General features: G+C 51.2%; 15 protein-coding genes and 2 pseudogenes. 5 read left to right on the forward strand and 12 right to left on the reverse strand.

Annotation, left to right across the window (positions count from 1 at the left end):
- From C442_RS19355 to C442_RS21160, 3 genes are all read left to right on the forward strand, one after another.
- A partial coding sequence (locus C442_RS19355; RefSeq protein WP_008313454.1) for a helix-turn-helix transcriptional regulator occupies positions 1-200 on the forward strand: 200 nt, incomplete at its 5' end.
- A 172-nt stretch (positions 201-372) separates the two neighbouring features.
- Positions 373-1,146 carry a ParA family protein gene (locus C442_RS19360; protein WP_080504344.1) on the forward strand — a complete coding sequence of 258 codons (774 nt, stop codon included), beginning with the start codon at positions 373-375 and terminating at the stop codon, positions 1,144-1,146.
- Positions 1,139-1,519 carry a hypothetical protein gene (locus tag C442_RS21160; RefSeq protein WP_008313458.1) on the forward strand — a complete coding sequence of 127 codons (381 nt, stop codon included), beginning with the start codon at positions 1,139-1,141 and terminating at the stop codon, positions 1,517-1,519. The genes C442_RS19360 and C442_RS21160 overlap by 8 nt, the downstream gene beginning before the upstream one ends.
- Positions 1,520-2,129: 610 nt before the next feature.
- Here C442_RS21160 and C442_RS19370 read toward each other — a convergent pair.
- From C442_RS19370 to C442_RS19380, 3 genes are all read right to left on the reverse strand, one after another.
- Positions 2,130-2,567, reverse strand: coding sequence for a hypothetical protein (locus C442_RS19370; protein ID WP_008313460.1), 438 nt, complete (start codon positions 2,565-2,567; stop codon positions 2,130-2,132).
- A complete protein-coding gene (locus C442_RS19375) occupies positions 2,560-3,129 on the reverse strand; it encodes a DUF7342 family protein (RefSeq protein WP_008313462.1) in 570 nt (189 codons plus the stop codon). The genes C442_RS19370 and C442_RS19375 overlap by 8 nt, the downstream gene beginning before the upstream one ends.
- A 374-nt stretch (positions 3,130-3,503) precedes the next feature.
- Positions 3,504-4,844, reverse strand: coding sequence for a Cdc6/Cdc18 family protein (locus C442_RS19380; protein ID WP_008313464.1), 1,341 nt, complete (start codon positions 4,842-4,844; stop codon positions 3,504-3,506).
- Between the two features lie 598 nt (positions 4,845-5,442).
- On the opposite strand from C442_RS19380, the gene C442_RS21890 reads away from it, so the two are divergent.
- On the forward strand, positions 5,443-5,601 hold the full coding sequence (locus tag C442_RS21890; protein ID WP_161606639.1) for a hypothetical protein: 159 nt from the start codon (positions 5,443-5,445) through the stop codon (positions 5,599-5,601).
- 18 nt (positions 5,602-5,619) lie between these two features.
- Here the strand turns inward: C442_RS21890 and C442_RS19385 are convergent.
- A pseudogene (locus C442_RS19385) lies at positions 5,620-6,145 on the reverse strand (transposase); the annotation flags it as partial.
- Between the two features lie 1,175 nt (positions 6,146-7,320).
- Here C442_RS19385 and C442_RS19395 point away from each other — a divergent pair.
- The gene (locus tag C442_RS19395) at positions 7,321-8,415 is read left to right on the forward strand and encodes a tyrosine-type recombinase/integrase (RefSeq protein WP_008313471.1); all 1,095 of its coding nucleotides are present in this window, start codon (positions 7,321-7,323) and stop codon (positions 8,413-8,415) included.
- Positions 8,416-8,560: 145 nt separating this feature from the next.
- Here C442_RS19395 and C442_RS19400 read toward each other — a convergent pair whose 3' ends face one another.
- The 8 genes and pseudogenes from C442_RS19400 to C442_RS21895 form a co-directional block, all read right to left on the reverse strand.
- Positions 8,561-9,757: a Cdc6/Cdc18 family protein gene (locus tag C442_RS19400; RefSeq protein ID WP_008313473.1), complete on the reverse strand. Its 1,197-nt coding sequence runs from the start codon at positions 9,755-9,757 to the stop codon at positions 8,561-8,563.
- Positions 9,758-10,542: 785 nt separating this feature from the next.
- Complete coding sequence (locus C442_RS19405) at positions 10,543-10,830, reverse strand: PadR family transcriptional regulator (protein ID WP_008313475.1); 288 nt, start codon at positions 10,828-10,830, stop codon at positions 10,543-10,545.
- A gap of 127 nt (positions 10,831-10,957) precedes the next feature.
- Positions 10,958-11,221, reverse strand: a complete 264-nt coding sequence (locus C442_RS19410) for a DUF7389 domain-containing protein (RefSeq protein ID WP_049943115.1) — start codon at positions 11,219-11,221, stop codon at positions 10,958-10,960.
- Positions 11,222-11,285: 64 nt separating this feature from the next.
- A pseudogene (locus C442_RS19415) lies at positions 11,286-12,076 on the reverse strand (N-6 DNA methylase).
- Between the two features lie 57 nt (positions 12,077-12,133).
- Positions 12,134-12,406 (reverse strand): helix-turn-helix transcriptional regulator, encoded by a 273-nt coding sequence (locus C442_RS19420; protein ID WP_008313478.1) that lies wholly within the window; start codon positions 12,404-12,406, stop codon positions 12,134-12,136.
- Positions 12,407-12,511: 105 nt separating this feature from the next.
- Positions 12,512-15,406, reverse strand: coding sequence for a PAS domain S-box protein (locus tag C442_RS19425; protein WP_008313479.1), 2,895 nt, complete (start codon positions 15,404-15,406; stop codon positions 12,512-12,514).
- 368 nt (positions 15,407-15,774) lie between these two features.
- Positions 15,775-15,933, reverse strand: a complete 159-nt coding sequence (locus C442_RS22690) for a hypothetical protein (RefSeq protein ID WP_239642336.1) — start codon at positions 15,931-15,933, stop codon at positions 15,775-15,777.
- 584 nt (positions 15,934-16,517) lie between these two features.
- A partial coding sequence (locus C442_RS21895; protein WP_008313481.1) for a hypothetical protein occupies positions 16,518-16,731 on the reverse strand: 214 nt, incomplete at its 5' end.

The following is a 16,731-nucleotide window of genomic DNA, read 5'->3' on the forward strand; positions in this document are numbered from 1 at the left end:
AATACTATGCCGAGGAGATCACAGTCGGACGTGTGTATCCGCAACTGGACGAAATGGCTGAGAAAGGGCTTATCAAGAAAATGGATAAGAACGGACGAGGAAACAAGTATCGACTGACAAGGCGTGGCGTGCGAGACCTCCAAGGCCATCGAGAGTGGGAGAATCAGTATCTGGCTCCGATTGACGAGCTATCTCCGTAGTGGACACTGAGAGAGGGTGACGCCACATTTCTATAGAAAACTCCTGTTGCTGTATTGATCAGAGTAACGTACTAACTCTCGAAATTCCCTGAAAAGCATCATTTGGTGCTGTGTCTGACGTACCTTTTTGACCTTTCCGACAGTTTTGCTCTCAAAGAGAGAAAAGATGGCTATGAGACTTAGCGTCAGTAATCAGAAAGGCGGCGCAGGAAAAACGACGACAGCACTCAATGTAGCCGGTGCACTGAACGAGTTAGGCAGTGAGGTGCTGCTAATCGACTTTGATCCACAGGGACATGCGACAGAAGGGTTAGGCTTCGAGGACCTGTACGATGATCCAGAGCAAGACTCGCTCTTTGAGGTCCTGCCCGATCTCGACCGGATGGACGATCTTGAGGATCTGATTGTTGAACATCAGGAGATGGACTGTGTCCCATCACATGTGCGGATGATCAACGCTGAGGATGAACTGTCGAACGTGATGCGCCGGGAGGAGCGCCTCGATATGCTTCTCGACAATGTCGACGACGAATATGACTTCATTATTGTCGACTGTCCACCGAACCTCGGCGTTCTGACCGATAACGCGATTGTAGCGACAGGTCATGTCTTGATCCCAGCGCAAGCGAAGTCAACGTCTATCCGTGCTATAGAGCTCCTATTCCAGCAGTTGCGAAGCATGGAGCAGGCGTTTGGTGACATCCACGAAGTTGGTCTTGTAGCCAATGAGGTCGGTGTCGACGGTGAGGCAGATGAGATGATGGATTGGTTCAAAGACGTCTTTGATGACAAAGAGAACTGTGAAGTCTTTGAAATCAGAAAGCGGGTTGCGTTACAGCGAGCGTGGAATAACGGTGTCTCAATCTTTGAACACGAGGAGGATTGTGATATGGAAGACGTCTATCTCGATATTGCATACCACTTGGAGGAACAGATCGATGGCTGACAAACGCGACCGCGACCCCTTTGACCAGCGGTATGACGAAGACAATGACCATAACAACACGCAATCAAATTCCTCAAATACGTCAAAGACACCAGAAACAGCTACAACAAAAAAGACGGCAGAGACAGAAGAGAGTGAAAAGAGCGATGAGACAGCAGAGAGCAATGGCGTTCGCGAGCGACGGAACGTCAATATGTACTTACCGGACGGGCTTGTTGACGATCTGCAATTGCGCTATTCCGAGCTGAACGTCCAATGGCGTCGCGAGCACGGCGAGGACCTTCCGAAAAACGACGAGTTCTACCCAGCCGTTATTGAATCATCGCTGCAGGATACGACAATTGAGAAAGAACTGGGGCTCGCTGATGAGTAGCCAAAGTAAATAAGACCAAACATTGAGTCTCGAACACACTACTCACACAGATCAACAAGTATCAGGGCGAGCGCTACCGCCAGACTACTAAGCCGAACGCGTGTTCCGCATTCGGGCGGAGTTACGTCTCAGGATTGGTTGAAATCTCGAACAGTTATTTTCGACTGTTAGACGGTCTCTAGAGCAGGTCCCCGTCCAGAAGAATGTACGAGGACCTATTGAGGCGGGGACTCTTAATGCATGAGTCCGATCGCAGCATGAGATGCCTCAAAAGCGGTCCATGGGATGAATCTCAACGATTCGTCTGCCGCCTGTAGCCGCTGGAATGGGTTGAATTTAAGCAATGCACAGAGGGAATCACGAGCCTGCAGGCAAAATTATGTTGCTTATTAAAAGTCAGAATATTAGCGCAGAAGTTGAGACCGCTCCTCTCAATGCATACGGGCCGGACGCCACAAAGCACAGTCGGGGTTTGTACAGTAGAACTCGAATACCAGGGGGATCGATGCGACGATACACCGAGACGCCAGTAATCCGGTTTCCTGACCCAAGTCGTATTCAACCAGACAACGTTCCGTAGAGCCGCACACTTTGATTCTACCTTGGCTCGTCACTCGCTCCAGAATGCCTCGATTCGTTCATCAAGACGAGTAAGTACGGTGGCGAGCACGTCCTGCCACTCATCTGGATAGTCTTCGTCCTCGCCTGGCGTCGGCGCATCCGGGGGCGGGTGGAAGTGGTCGCGGGCGTTGTGGTCATTGGGATGGCGGTCCCAGCGGCACTCCCACGAGTTCCCCGTCCGGTATTGCTCGGAGTAATGGATGCTGAAGTCATCGGTTTCGAACCATCGGATACGAAGATACGCTCGCGTGACCCCGCTTGGGAAGTACCCGAGGTCGTAGTCAGCAACGACGGCGTTCGGTGCATACTCAGGGCGTGCTTGGACATCGCCGAAGCGGGCGCTTCTGGAGAGGTGTGGGGCAATCCGGTCGAGAATTTCAGCATCGGTCGGGCCGGTACCGGACGGCCCGTCCTGGTTGTCAGGCATCGATATGACCGGGAGAACTACCAGAAGTTGAGTGATCACGCCGCGCCGCGTCGAGGAGGGTAGCTCTGCGTTCGAGCGTTTTCCACTCGGAAAGCGCTTCCCACGCGTCTTCAGTTGCCATTTCGCGGCTGGCTTCGACAAGAGAGACGGCGTCAGGATCGTCTGCGTCGAACTGTTCTCTGTATTCCTCGATCTGGTCGATGGCGTCTGACAGTGCCTCAACCATTTCTTGGTCAGAGTAGTTCTCGCGGATGCGGTCGATACGTCGCCACTGGAAGTACGCGTCGTTGCGCTCATACCGGACGGGCCGGCCGTCGTGACGGTGAACTAATCCCATCCCGTCGAACCACTCCAAGTAGTCGCGGGCAGTCTCAGTATCACAGTCAGCGAGATCGGCGATGTCGGAAACCTTCGTAGGGGTTCGAAGCCCGGTGACGATATCGAGAAGTCGCTCGCGGATCGGACCACCTTTGATCAGCGAATCGGGCGACTCTAAATCATCGAGATCCGGCGGTGACTCGTCGCCAGCGTACGCATCGTCGGGAATGTCTGTGATATCCATTCGTGACGCCTCCGTACCTAATCTAACACTTGGACTGGTATATATCTATTGTGGGCTGAATTATTTCTGCTATGTGCTGCTGAGTCGCGAGTTCGACAGTCAGTGTATTCTAGAGGGTTGGAATAGATCAATTCTCTATCTTGGAAGGTATGCCTTAGGGTGTATAGTGATTTTTGTGTCCTCTTGGCTGGTCTATGCCAGCTCAGGCGAAGACTACACACTATACGATGAGTAACAGGTGAAAGCGTCCATACTAACTATTGCTGGTGCGATTATACTCACTCTCGGAATCCCTAACGGCTAATATGTAGACTGCCTCTCAGTTGTTTGCATTGAAAGTTAGCTGAGTGACCTAAACCCGAAAGAAACGCTGTCTAAGAGCAGAGTTGGGCTGCAGTTTCTCTTAGATTCTCAGAATCGATGTCATCGAACATACTGTCTTCCTCGAGTGTTTCGATTACGGCAGAGACAGGCTCTTCAAATCGGAATAGGAGGTAGACTCCTGATTTGTACCCTCCACTAGTCCGGTCAGTTTCGAGTAATCCGTATGTTTCCGCTTTATCAATGTGGCTGTTGACTGTCTCTTGGGTGTATATGTCGGAATCCAAGTTATGGCAGATTAACTTATATATTTTGTAGACCGCAGGGCTCGGCGCTGCCCCGCTATTTATATCGGCTACAATAGCTGCGGCATATACGGTGAGTTTTTTCTGTAGGGACAGTCCGCGAACAATCTCTAAGACTCTGTTTTTGACCACAGAGTCGTTAGCTGCGCGGACATGGTCTTCTGTGACTGTCGTGTCGCCCTTGCTATTGGCTATCTCACCAGCATCTCGGAGTAGATCTATAGCTCGGCGCGCATCTCCTTCATTGCGTGCGCCGTACGCTGCTACTAATTTGATAACCCCTTCGCCCAATGCACCGTCAACAAATGCATCTCGACGTCGGTTGAGAATCTCAATCAGCTCATTTGCATTATAATCTGAGAAGTGTATGCCATTGGGGTTGTAGGAACTATCCGACCGGCTATCGAGATTCTGCCTGAATCTCGGACTGTTCGTCACAACGACTGTCGAAATAAGTGTGTCAACATGCTGTTCGGCCATGACACGGCTAAGACTATACAATAACCGAGAATACGCCGGCTCATCACCGCGTCCAGTTAGGGCATCAATCTCGTCCAAAATGAACACGAGAGCATCAAAGTGCCTGTCCGCAATATCATAGAGTCGGACGTATTTCTCATCTGTCGAGACTCCCTTTTGAGGGATGTCCCAAGAGACACCCGCTCTCTTTGCGGTCTGCTTTCCCAGTTTCCAAACCGCTCGATCAAGGGTATAGGACTCCATCGTTTTGAAGTTCACCGAAACATAGTCAAACGAAATATTGGCTTCTCGCGCCCGCTCTTTGACTTTTTCAGCAACAGACTTGACAGTGAGGCTCTTGCCAGTTCCACTGGGACCATAAAGTAGGAGATCCGGTGGCCGCTCACCATCAAGAGTGTCCCTAAACGCACGAGCTTCTGCCGCAAGTTGTTCATCACGACCATATATGCGGTCGTGATCAACAATGGTGTTAGAATCCACCAGACTCTTGTCAGCAAAGACTGACCGCCGGTCCCCACCGAGGATGTCATCGACTATTGAATCCTCTGACCCCGAAGCGGAGTCTGGTTCATTTTTTTCCTTGGTGGAACTGCCTAACTCGTCTGCCATTGTCTTTGCATGTGATTGCCATTGTAATAACCCTTTTCGAAATGAAGGGGGGCATTTCGAAATGAAGGCCCCATTTTCGAAATGAAATCATGTGGACCACCGTTTTCGAAATGAAGGCCCCGTTTTCGAAATGAAATCGTCATCGCAAAACGTGACCAGAATACACCTCCGCAAACAGGACACACTCACCCCGTTTTCGAAATGAAATGGGATCAAAGCGTGTCTGCTATTTCTGATTGAAGTGAACCACAGAGTTTTACGCGTATCATCTCACCTGAAAACGCTCCCAATTCGAATTGAAATGAGTCGAGAACCCCAGCAGAAGATCGTTCCTCCGATAGAAGCCATAATATGAGGGTTCAGGCGTAGATTTCATTTCGAAAGAGGGGTGGGAGAGCTTCTCTTCCCCTAGCCACTATAACTAGGTTTCATTTCGAAAGAGGGGTGAGGGAGTCACAATCTACACAGTCAAGTCACCAACTATACACCCCACCGTTTCATGTGTTTCATCCCATCTTGTACTCCCCTTATTTTCTCTCTTTACTACCCAAATAATCCTTCTGGGAAGGTCTAAGTGGTTGTGAACCCCATATCAAGTATGGCGCTATCCGACCCAACTGAAGAGAACAACCCGGGTTACTATGATGTGGAAGATATGGCTGTAACCCGTCCTGATAGAACAGAGTTGGTCGAACTTGGTGACGATTTCGGTCCTGAAGATGAGGAGTTTATAGATCTCTCTAGGGTACCGTGTTGAATAGATGCTGAGTTACGGTTAGAGTGGCTCACAGAGCGGTTCTATGTTGGAGATGGCGAACATGAGGACGATTTCACGGAACTGCTGATACCAGCCCAGCGCTCGCACGGCAGCCGAGCGAGCGCTTCGTCGTCGAATATGAAGTCTCGGCCATCCAGCGCTGAGAGTAGCCTTTTGCCCGGATGAGCGCGTTGTGTCCTAGCGTCAACGGCCTCGACCCACGCTGTAAGATGAGTGGCTCGACGCCAAGCGCGTAGAACTCGTACTTCGTGACCCAGTTGTGGCAGGCTTTGTCAGCAGCCATGGACAGCAGGTCGTCCGCATTCCGACGGACAGCCTGCGGCCCGGTCTTCGTGTCATGTTTCCACCAGGCAGAGTTGTGTACGTCAAGAACGGCGAGCGACTCTCAATCGGTTAGTATCGTGACTTTCAGCGTTTGGACGTTACTTCCTGACCGCTGGCGGTAGTACGACGTGGCTGAGCGGCGGTCGAAGCACGTACTGTCGAGTGCTGCGTGGCTAGACTGCGGGTGCTGCTGCGCTGATCACTCCGACGCGAACCTCTTCGACGATCTCACCGGCCTCATCCATTACTGCCACCTGTGCGTACCGTTTGTGTACATCGGCTCGAGGTACCTGGTCTATTCACCCGGGACGCCAGTGCGTGAAGCAGAGATGCTCCTATTCGGGCTTTCCCGGGTGCCGGCGCGGCACCCGGGCTGTAACGCCCATGACTCGGCTTCTTTCGCACACGGACCAGTCAACGCTACGTGCTCGGTGGCACGAGCCACTCATCGGTCTCTTGCGCCCCATAGTTGGTTTACACTCACATGGAGAAGCGTTTCCATTGAGTCAACGCTGTCGTGTCGGCAGCTGTCCGACACCGACTCCGACAACTTCATGACATCACTCGTTACGAGTGAATGCAACTGCCGATCCAGCTACTGTTTCGGTAGTGAATTCACCCGTCAGAAGCAGTCGGTCGAATACGCTTTGAGAGGTACTGATAAATGGTCTGAATGTCGTGTGAACCATCAACTGTCGCGACGGCCCACACAGCCACGACCCGTGCAAGAGCATTCGAACCGCTCCACGAGAAAAGCCAAAAACTCTCAACAGCTCGGAAGATCACCACACCAAGCTGCACAAATATGCGATCATGAAGTTGATCACTTTGGGAAGGTCAGATCGGATGTCAAGAAGGTCTAAATCCCCCGGTATGTGACAAACGCAAATATAATTCCTACTACCAGAGATAGAACCAAACCAAATATATTCTTCGTGAATATCTCCATTATCAGGGTAGCGCCGACTGTAACAAACGCCCATACTACAAGAGCCAACTGGATACGCAGATATTCGCCCCCTAGCTTATCAAAACTATTAGTCATATACTTGCTATTTTTCGCAGGTATTAAAATATAACCTATCATGCACTAACCTTGCTTCATTCTCAGCCCACTGTAACCGCTGAGACGGCTGGATTCCCACTCATCAGACGTCTATCTTTGTCTCCTGCACGAGCTACACTAATATGTTGTTTATCAAAGGACAGAATTTGAGCGAGATTGATATAGCTACATAGGCTTTATCAGACACAGAAAGCCCGAACATTCTCACACAGAGTGCCTGAGACGTCGATATTCTGATTTGGGAGTTAGGTTTGTATTATCCTAATAAGCACCACCAGTTTTACCCGGACCGCCGCTGTACGGGAAGCATGGATCGTCTTCCGCCTGCATACGACGCTACTCCCAGGGGTGACGCCCTCGAAACAGCCATCGAGAAACGACTGGTCGATATCGACTCCGGACGCTACCGAACAAACGTCGCGAGCGTGCTGCGGAAGTTCGCAGCTTGGTCCCGGGACCAGCACGGTATCTCCAGTCCCGAGGACATCGACGACAACCTCTGCCGACAGTATGCTCGTGACCTTGCCCGGGCCGACGAACGGGACGAAATCTCACCAGAGACTGCCCGTCGCTACTTCGCCTACGTCCGCTCGTTTCTCACATGGGCCGTCTACGAGGGCCTGATCCCGACGAACCCAGCCAAGACCAACCACGCCGAAGGNTCGTTTCTCACATGGGCCGTCTACGAGGGCCTGATCCCGACGAACCCAGCCAAGACCAACCACGCCGAAGGACCACTTCCCACCGACGAAACTGAAACAGACCAACAGTACTGGTCTGCACGGGACCGCGACGCCATCTGTGCCACTGCGACCGCCCGCGTCGACGACGCCGGCGAAAGCGACGACGTCGACCGCACGGCGGCCTACCGCGACCAGGCACTCGTCTTCCTACTCGCGTACTCTGGAGCCCGTAGCGCGGAACTCGTCGCCGTCTCTGATGATGAAGAACGGAACGGCCTGCGGTGGCGGCACGTCGATCTCGAAGCCGGCACAATGCAGGTGTTCGGCAAGAACCGCACCCGCGAGTCTGCGCCGATCCTCGATGACGCGCTTCGCCCGCTTCGGCGCTGGAAGCAACTTCGAGAGCCCGACGAGAATGCAGCTGTGTTTCCCAGACTCGACAACGCGGCGAAGGCACTGGACCCGACGCCGTCAATCACAACGCAGTCGGCTCGGGATATCCTCGCCAAACTCTGCGAGTGGTCCGACTACGAGTTCGAGGAGCCACTGAAGCCACACGGTGCCCGCCGTGGCCTCGGGCGGGAGATCTATCGCGAGAACCCACAGCTGGCACAAGACGTACTCCGGCACAAGTCTATCGAGACGACCCACGAAGGGTATGCTCAGGAAGCCGCGAAGCGTACACGCGATGAAGCGAACGATATCATTGGAAAGCAGTGAAAGATACAGCTACTGCAAAGGGTGCTGAGTAGTTCGGGCTCTGGAGTGCGATCCGTGCCTGTCACCCCAGATCACAATTACGGGTTCAGTCACATTCGCGATTTTCACTCGTGGTCAAGGCGAATAGAGCTTGGCCTCGGGCGATTTACGCTGACTTGCACGCTTTAATCACAACTTCAGGGTCGTCAACAAGTTGGTTTACTGTGTGTGCGCCCTTGCCCTTTCCCCGCCCTTTGCGCTCCTGCTCAACGAGCGAGAGAAACGCAAGTTCGGAGAGTAGATCCCGAACACGTCGCACTTTCAGTGGATCAACTCCATTGCTCTCACACAGGCGTTCATACACCGAATAGACGCTTTTCGTTGGGATTGGAGGATTCTTACCTGACGTATCCTGTACTTGTAACGCAAGCGACTGTAACAGGTATTTTGAGTGTTCTGGCTGCTTGGCAATGAGCTCAGAAAGTCTAGCCTGCTCCTCACGGTCATGCGCCTCATCAACATATTCGATTTTTACTGTATCATCGTCGTGTTCGTCGGCAATCTCCCCAGCATATCGGAGGATATCGATTGCCTTGCGCGCGTCTCCATGTTCCTTCGCCGCGAGTGCTGCTACTTTCGGGATAACATCTTCATCTAGAACACCCTCACGAAAAGCATCGGAACGAGATTTGAGGATCTCCCGGAGCTGGTTCGCATCATACGGTGGGAAAACGAAGTCTCGTTCCGACAGGCTTGATTTGACTCGTTCATTGAGAGAGTCTTTGTAACGGATTTTGTTACTGATACCAATCACACCAAGAGTACTTTCTGTCACCTTGCCTGCTTCGGCAGCGCGTGACAATTGCATTAGAACGTTGTCACCTTCTAATTTATCTATTTCGTCAAGAATAATGATTCCAACATCCAGCCGTGCATCAAGAATATCCCAGAGACGGCGGTAATAGTCCGAGGTACTCACCCCAGTATGTGGAACTGTTATTTCTGTCTCTTCTGGGCTATTGAGTGCTTGAGCAATTGTGCGGACTGTCTGTGTCTCAGTTGATTCTTGGAAACAGTCCACGTATGCGACGCCGATTTTGACACCGTTGTCGGCGGCCGCCTCAGTGAGATCGCGAGTTATATACTTTGAACACAGGCTTTTGCCCGTACCCGTTTTTCCGTAAACCAATACGTTGTTCGGGGTGTCTCCCCGCTGGGCGTCTTTGATAGCATTAGCGAGCTTTCGAAGTTCAGTGTCGCGTCCGATTATCCGGTCACTCTCCGGAAGGTGGCTCACTCTAAGGAGTTCCTTGTCAGCAAAGATTGGATCTGGATTGCCGAAGAACGACTCAGACTCATTCATACCAACACAATCTCATCGACTTCATATTAATATTGTCCACCACCTTGCCGCTGTAAAACAGGTAAGATTGGTATGCTATATTTGAAAAGTCGTATATCAGTCGCTCAGTTCCCATCTATTGGTGATATCCTACTCCAGGATACTGTATGAATTTAGAAGGTAGTAGTACTCCCACACCCCGTGTTGCCGCTGTAACAGTTGAGATGAGTTTCCAGATGAAAGCGAGCACAATAATGAGTGATAGCATACTTACACGCTATCTACACGCGCTTGAACAGATCCTGTGTAGAAAGGGTGAAAACCGGTATTTCACGCTATCGACGCTAAAGCGTCGTTATTTTAGTACGCTAAAGCGTGGTACGGTACCAAACAGCATAGATCATAATAAAACTGATGATGCCTGTCCTAATTTAGTGGCTACGCGGAGTTGTCAACTTGATATGGTAACACGCTGTGGCTGCTTTACCTATTCACTTACAGCGGCAATGAGGGGTGTACAAACATGACCTCGCATAAAAATAAGAGACAGGCAACTGTTCTCGATTGTTTACAGCGGCAACGAGGGGTGCGACTGCAGACTAGTCTAATACTAGCGTGTCATAGAGTACGTCACACACCCTCTCCTCCTTGCGATCACCGCGGATGATTTCGCCGTCTGGAAAGTCTTCCAATCTGGTGCCACACTCTGTAAATTACCCCTTATAACCCTGTTCATCGTATTTTGAGACGACCGCGTGAACCACGTTCTCAATCTTGACTGCGGCGTGGCCATTCAGAGTCGGAAGTTATCCAGAAGGCTCACCCGCTCTGTATTGTTGTTCCCACTCGTTTCGAGCAGCTATCTCTCGTTCGCCACGTCGCGTGATTGAGTAGATGTTGGTCCGTCTGTCTTTTTGTGCCTTCTCAACGAGCCCTTTGTCGACAAGTGTGTCAAGGTTCGGGTATAGCCTCCCGTGATGGATTTCTCCCTCGTAGTATTCCTCCATCTCCTCTTTGATCGCGAGGCCATGTGGGCCGTCTAGACCGCACACCACGTACAGTAAATCACGCTGAAAACCGGTGAGGTCAAACATCTTAGGATAACTAACAACTTTGCGCCATTAAGTTTACTGAAATTGACCAAAATCTAGACGCATTGATGGCTAGGACCGGTCTCGAAAGCGGCTGAAATCTGATGTTAAATGGTTGTCAATCCCCGTCTTACTCGCCTGCCTCGTCTTCCCCTGGCTGAACATCCCGAAGCCGGCCACCGATCTCCTGCTCGTACTCTTCCAAGAGCTTGTAGAACTCTGCAATCGTCTCCGCAGCAGTCTCACCCTTCGACTTGATGGTCACTCTGTCTTGATCGCGAGTGTCAGTGCCTCGATCCAACCGTGCTTCCATACTGCATCCAAAGTCCGTTCGTTCGACCTTTTCGACTGAGTCTGGAGCCGTGTCTGGCTCTGTGTCTGATTCTTTTGACATGGGTCTTCTCGGGGACGCTCTCACTGGAACGCCCCGCACCCGACTGGGGCACACAAAACAGCCGTCAATCGCTGCCCCCGAACGCACCCAGACTGGCCTGCTCACTCGGGACAGACGTCGCAACAGGAGATGCTTGGTCTTCCGATCCCGTGTCTGTCCCCTGCGCTGGACGGGGCTGGTTGTCTCCTTCGACCGTATTCTCGAAGGCGTCGGTCACCCACTCGTGAAGCTCTTCGACCTCATCGTCGTCGAGTTCGCGAACGCTCCCACCCAGCGAAGAGTACGAGGTCTGCCACGCTCGCTGGAACTCGACAGTCAGTGAGTCGCCCTGGATAACGTAGGCATCCAGATTCAGGAAACAGCAGTTCAGCGCCGTCATTCGGGCACACAGTGGGTCTTTGTCTTGCCCGACAAACAGCGCGTCTGGCTGCTTTCGACCGGCGACCAGCAGTGTTCGACCGCTCCCACAGGCCGGGTCAAGGACCGTCTGCCGGTCGTTGGTATCACTCTCGTCTCCGACGCCGGCGATCTCAGCCATTGTCTCGCAAACAGAGTGGGGCGTGAAGTGTTGGCCGAACGCATCGCTGGACAGTCCGTATTCCTCGTAGACGGCACCCAGAACGTCAGCGTCGGTAGCCACCATCTGTTCTTGGAGCTGGCCGAACGCCTCGGCGAAGAGGTCGACTGATCGCTGCCCGCGTGGGTGGTCCATATCGCCGCGCTCGCGATAGTCGTCGACNCGAACAGCATGAGGTTGACCCAGTCTCTGAAGACCGTGTGTGCGCTGTGTCCCCGCTGGCGAATTTGCTCAAGCGTTGCAACAATCTCGCCGACGTCGATCTGTGGCGAAGCCATGCTCTCTCAGCCACCAGAGAGGCACAAAATCCGGCCTGCCGACAGTCGTGAACCTGGTCAGTTGTAGTACTTATTCTCCCAGTCGCACCGGGCTTGAATCTCTCGACGCCCACGATTGGTGATTATGTAGCCATTCGTCCGTCCGTCTTTCTTCCCTTTCTCGACGAGACCTTTGTCGATGAGTGTATCCAGATTTGGATAAAGTCGGCCGTAATGAATCTTCTTCTCGTAATATTCTTCAATTTCGTCTTTGATTGCGACACCAGCGGGTTTGGATTTCCCAGCAACTACGAACAATAAGTCTCGTTGAAATGCTGTCAGGTCGTGCATATTCGCGGTTACAATATTACATATATGAGCATATTGGTATGAGATCGCCGTTTTCACTTCACGTCGTACAGGTTTTCAACCCCCCGTCGGTAGTAATGTCTGCTGCTAGCTATCCTTTACCAGTTCAATCACAAAGACTGCTCCTCTAGGATTGTTGTCTTCAACCCATACATCTCCGCCATAGCTCTCAATCAGTGTGCTCACGAGATACAGTCCAATGCCAGTCCCGCTGCTTTCTAATTCTTTTTCACCCTTCCCAAATATCGACTCTTTCTGTGCATCTCGGACGCCCGGACCGTTGTCTGCGATACGTAGTTGTACGTATTCTTTCTGATCTATCGCCGAAATTGTTATTTCAGGGTCTTGTTTGTCATTATGTTGGATCGCGTTTTTGAGAAGATTGCGAATGACTGAATCAAACATTTCGTTGGCTCTAATCATAACGTCCGGAATCGACCCATCAATCGTAATTTCCGCATCTGTCTTTGCTGAGCGTATTTCTTCAATCTGCTGTCGAACAACACGATTAAGTGAAATCGATTTGCTATCAGTCCCATTCTGAAGCAGTACCTCGGACAGTTCCCGTGCCGACTGGGTCAATTCAACTGCGTTTTCCGCACATCTCAACGCAGCGTTGACGTGTTCCGACTGAGCGTCGTTAGCCTGCTCTGCGAGTAAATCAAGGCGGCCGAGCAGGATCTGTAGATCGTTCCTGATGTCATGCCGAACAATTTGATTGAGAAGGTCCAAATTATCTCGCTGTGATTCGATCTGTTGCTTCTGATTGATACGGTCAAGTGTCGTGGCTAGAATTGCCCCAAGCAGTTCAACGAGATACTGATCGAATTCATCGAATCTATTAGGTGAGTCACCAAGTGTAACCAATACGCCGTGATTCGTCATTGGTTGAATAATCCCACCACTAGAGGGCATACCACTGATTGTCTCTGGTATCTCTGCCCCAGTATCAGTAAGAACCCGCGTTTCTCCTGAAGTATACACATCCCAAACCAGTTTGTCTATCGAACTGTTATCTGCGGTCCGCTGGTATACCGGTGTGTCTCCTACACCCTCCTCGAATGCATCGGTTATGGCTGCAGGTTCAAGTTCACCGTCCTTTCGTTCAAGATGGACACTGCTAAGGGGAAACGACAGTGTCTGATTAGCAATCTCGACCGCAATTGTGGCAGCTTCATCGATGCTTTCGGCCTGAATGAGTTTCTGCGTCTTTTCCAGCGTTTCACGTAATTTGCGCTCACGCTGCCGATTTTTTGTGATGTCCCGATACAGCCAAATGTTTCCCGTTCCATCTGGCAGCGAGTACGACACGTAGCTCCGAGCTAAAATGCGGCCATCTGCCATCAGCAGTTCTTCATCGAAAACAGCATCTCGCGTAGAATGTATTTTATTGACCCTTTCATTGAATTGATCTGGATCAGCGAACTGTGTCTTCAGAGTCTCCGCTATTTCAGCGTACTCGCAGCCGATGAGTCCACTGGGGGTCAGAGACACATCTAAAATGTCAAGTAACTTTTTGTTCGCTGTCGTGATTGTTCGATCAGCATCTTCAATCAGAATCCCGACTGGCATATTTTCAAGAACCGAAGACAAGACGCTGTTAGTCTCGGTGAGTTCCCGTTCCTGCTGCTTGCGGTCCGTAATATCGATATACACGCCGAAATACACCTCGTCTTCGCCGTCTACAGCCGGTGTAGACCGTAACAAAAAGTCACGCTTTCCATCAGCCGCCTCTCGACGGACTTCGTGGGTAACCTGTTTGCCAGAGGATGATAGTTGGTCAATACTTTCCGCTTCTTCAAGGCTTCCGTCAGGAACAATGAAGTCATTGATGTCTCCACCAACTGCATTGGATGCCTCATATCCAAACGTCTCCTCAAACGCCTCGTTTACATTATGTATGAGTGTTTTGTTGCCAGTATACTCAACTACAACGGCTGGTTCCGGGATGCTCTGAAATAGCCTTCGGAACCGATCTCGTTCCTGTTGGAGCTCATTTCTGTGCTTGACACGCTCTTCCTCATACTCCGCAAGTGTTTGACTCAACTCATTAAATGCAGTGAATATCTGTCCCCAGTCACCAGTTGCCTCTTCAGCTACTTGCTGCCCGTATTCTTGCCGTTGCAGTGCTTCAAATCCGCGAACCAGTTGTCTGTGGTACCTCAGTATCTGTGTATACAAAATAGATCCGAACCCACCGATGAGAGCCAGAACTAGCCCAATCCCACCAAGCTGATAAATAGTAACCGTCCGGAGGTCTCCGGCGAGAACGTCTCGGCTTGTTTGTACCTGAACAATCCAACCAGTCTCGTTGACAGTAGCATTCGCTGTGACCGGATCTGAGCCGAGCTGAGCGGACTGGTTATAGATCTGATTTCCTGCCTGTGTTCGAATGAAAACACTGCTATCGCGGTTAGCGGTTTTTGAAGCCATTCTAAAAATCGAACTATCCTGGAGGTGAAGTGCAGCATTGAGTGTCCCGACAACGGTCCCATCTCGATAGATTGGTGTACTTATCGTAACAATATAATTACCAGAATCGGCGACTACAGGTGTACTAATATAGGTTTCGCCATTACGAGCTCGCTGAAAGTAGTGCCGGTCACTAAAATCGGAGCCAATTAGCTCAGACCGTGTTTCTGGATCAAGCCCCGCTGCTATCCCGGTCATCGTTCCGTTTCGATGGATAACTGAAACCCCATTGAACATAGTCTCGTTCACCATCGTTTTCAGCGCATAGTGCTGTTGTGGGGTACCGTGTGCAGCGATAGCTGGATTTGTCGCCTGGAGACGAACAGTTCGCTTTAGTCCCTTCAACCTGGTATCAAGTCCTGCTGCAATCCTCTCGCTATGCTGGGTTGTCTCATCCAGTTGTCGATCAGTAACTGACTCTTTGTTCAACTGAAACCCTGCAAAGACGATCCCAGACAGGAGGACAGCAAAAACTATTAAGAGAATACTAATTTGGGTACGAAGTTTCATATCAGTCGTTGGCTTTTTATTAGTATTATTACTCTCACTACCCTACGATAATAATATCATCGCATCTATCCATCCGATAGAAAATACCATTTAGGTGTCTTGTTCTCTATTGAGTACCGGCAGTCTTAGATTCTCCTGCAGAATTTTTCGCTAAGCTAAGCTGGAAACAGACCTTGTTCAGAAGCTTAACACCTTCCTTACATTTTCTAGAGGTATTAGGGTATTACCAAATAATACGTTGAAGTCTGCAGAATGGCTTTTCATTCAAGTAGCTACAGCAATTACTCAAAGACAATATATCATGTATTAAATATACTTACTAAGCGGTCATTTCAATCGCTGCCATGAGCAACGAACCGTTATAACGGCTATGACGGGTCGTACAGGTCTTCGACCGAGCGTCGGTAGTAGTCCTGATTGGTGTCTGGAACGGGATCAGCCTCCCCCGGGTGCTTCGCGATGATGCTGGTGAACTGCTTGGGCGGCTTCCAACTGTCATCAATTTCGCGAGCCTCCAACTGTCTCATGACCGCATACTCACCACCAGCGGTGACGTACAGAACACGAATTCCCGGCTTCTCGCTCAGCGGGCCCCTGAGTAGCTTCCCTGTTCGTGTATTGACCAGCCACTCAAGTAAGAGNCACGAATTCCCGGCTTCTCGCTCAGCGGGCCCCTGAGTAGCTTCCCTGTTCGTGTATTGACCAGCCACTCAAGTAAGAGTCCAGCCCGACACTGGATTGCATACAGTTGCACTTCGTTCTCCTCGGGAGATTCTGTGCGACGTTGTCGGCCCACGATTGGGGCAGCGACCGATTCTCCGTCCCATCTTTCCAGCGCCACTTCAACTTTTTCGGCCCGGTGTTCCCTCGTCGGTATCCACTACTCATTGTTGGATTCTCTCAGCCACTAGAGAAACACAAAATCCGCCCTATACCGCCTCTATAGCAACTTTCTTGCTGTTTGAGAATATATGTATTAGTACGCGGACTCATCATGAAAACAGCCGAGTCCCCCACTACGACTAGCGAGTGTTCGCCACCAAACCAGTGGATATCCCGCCAGCCCAGTGGCACCCGTGATCTTGACTTCCAGCAGATCCGACAGCGTTGGTCAGCAACGTGGAACGCCGCCCTCGATGCCTGTGTCGACGTAACGAAGGGCGGTCGCCCGGACCTGTTTCTCGTCTCCGTCGACGGCGACTGTCCTGTGAACTGCTCGCTGGCCGAGCATCCCAGCGGGACCCACGCCGGCTGGTGCAGCTGCGAAGTCTTCCAGGCGACGACCGTCTGCCCGCATCTCTGTGTTCTCCGCCAACACGCTGCCC

Origin of the sequence: Haloarcula amylolytica JCM 13557, from assembly GCF_000336615.1 — an archaeon.
Taxonomy (GTDB): Archaea; Halobacteriota; Halobacteria; order Halobacteriales; family Haloarculaceae; genus Haloarcula; species Haloarcula amylolytica.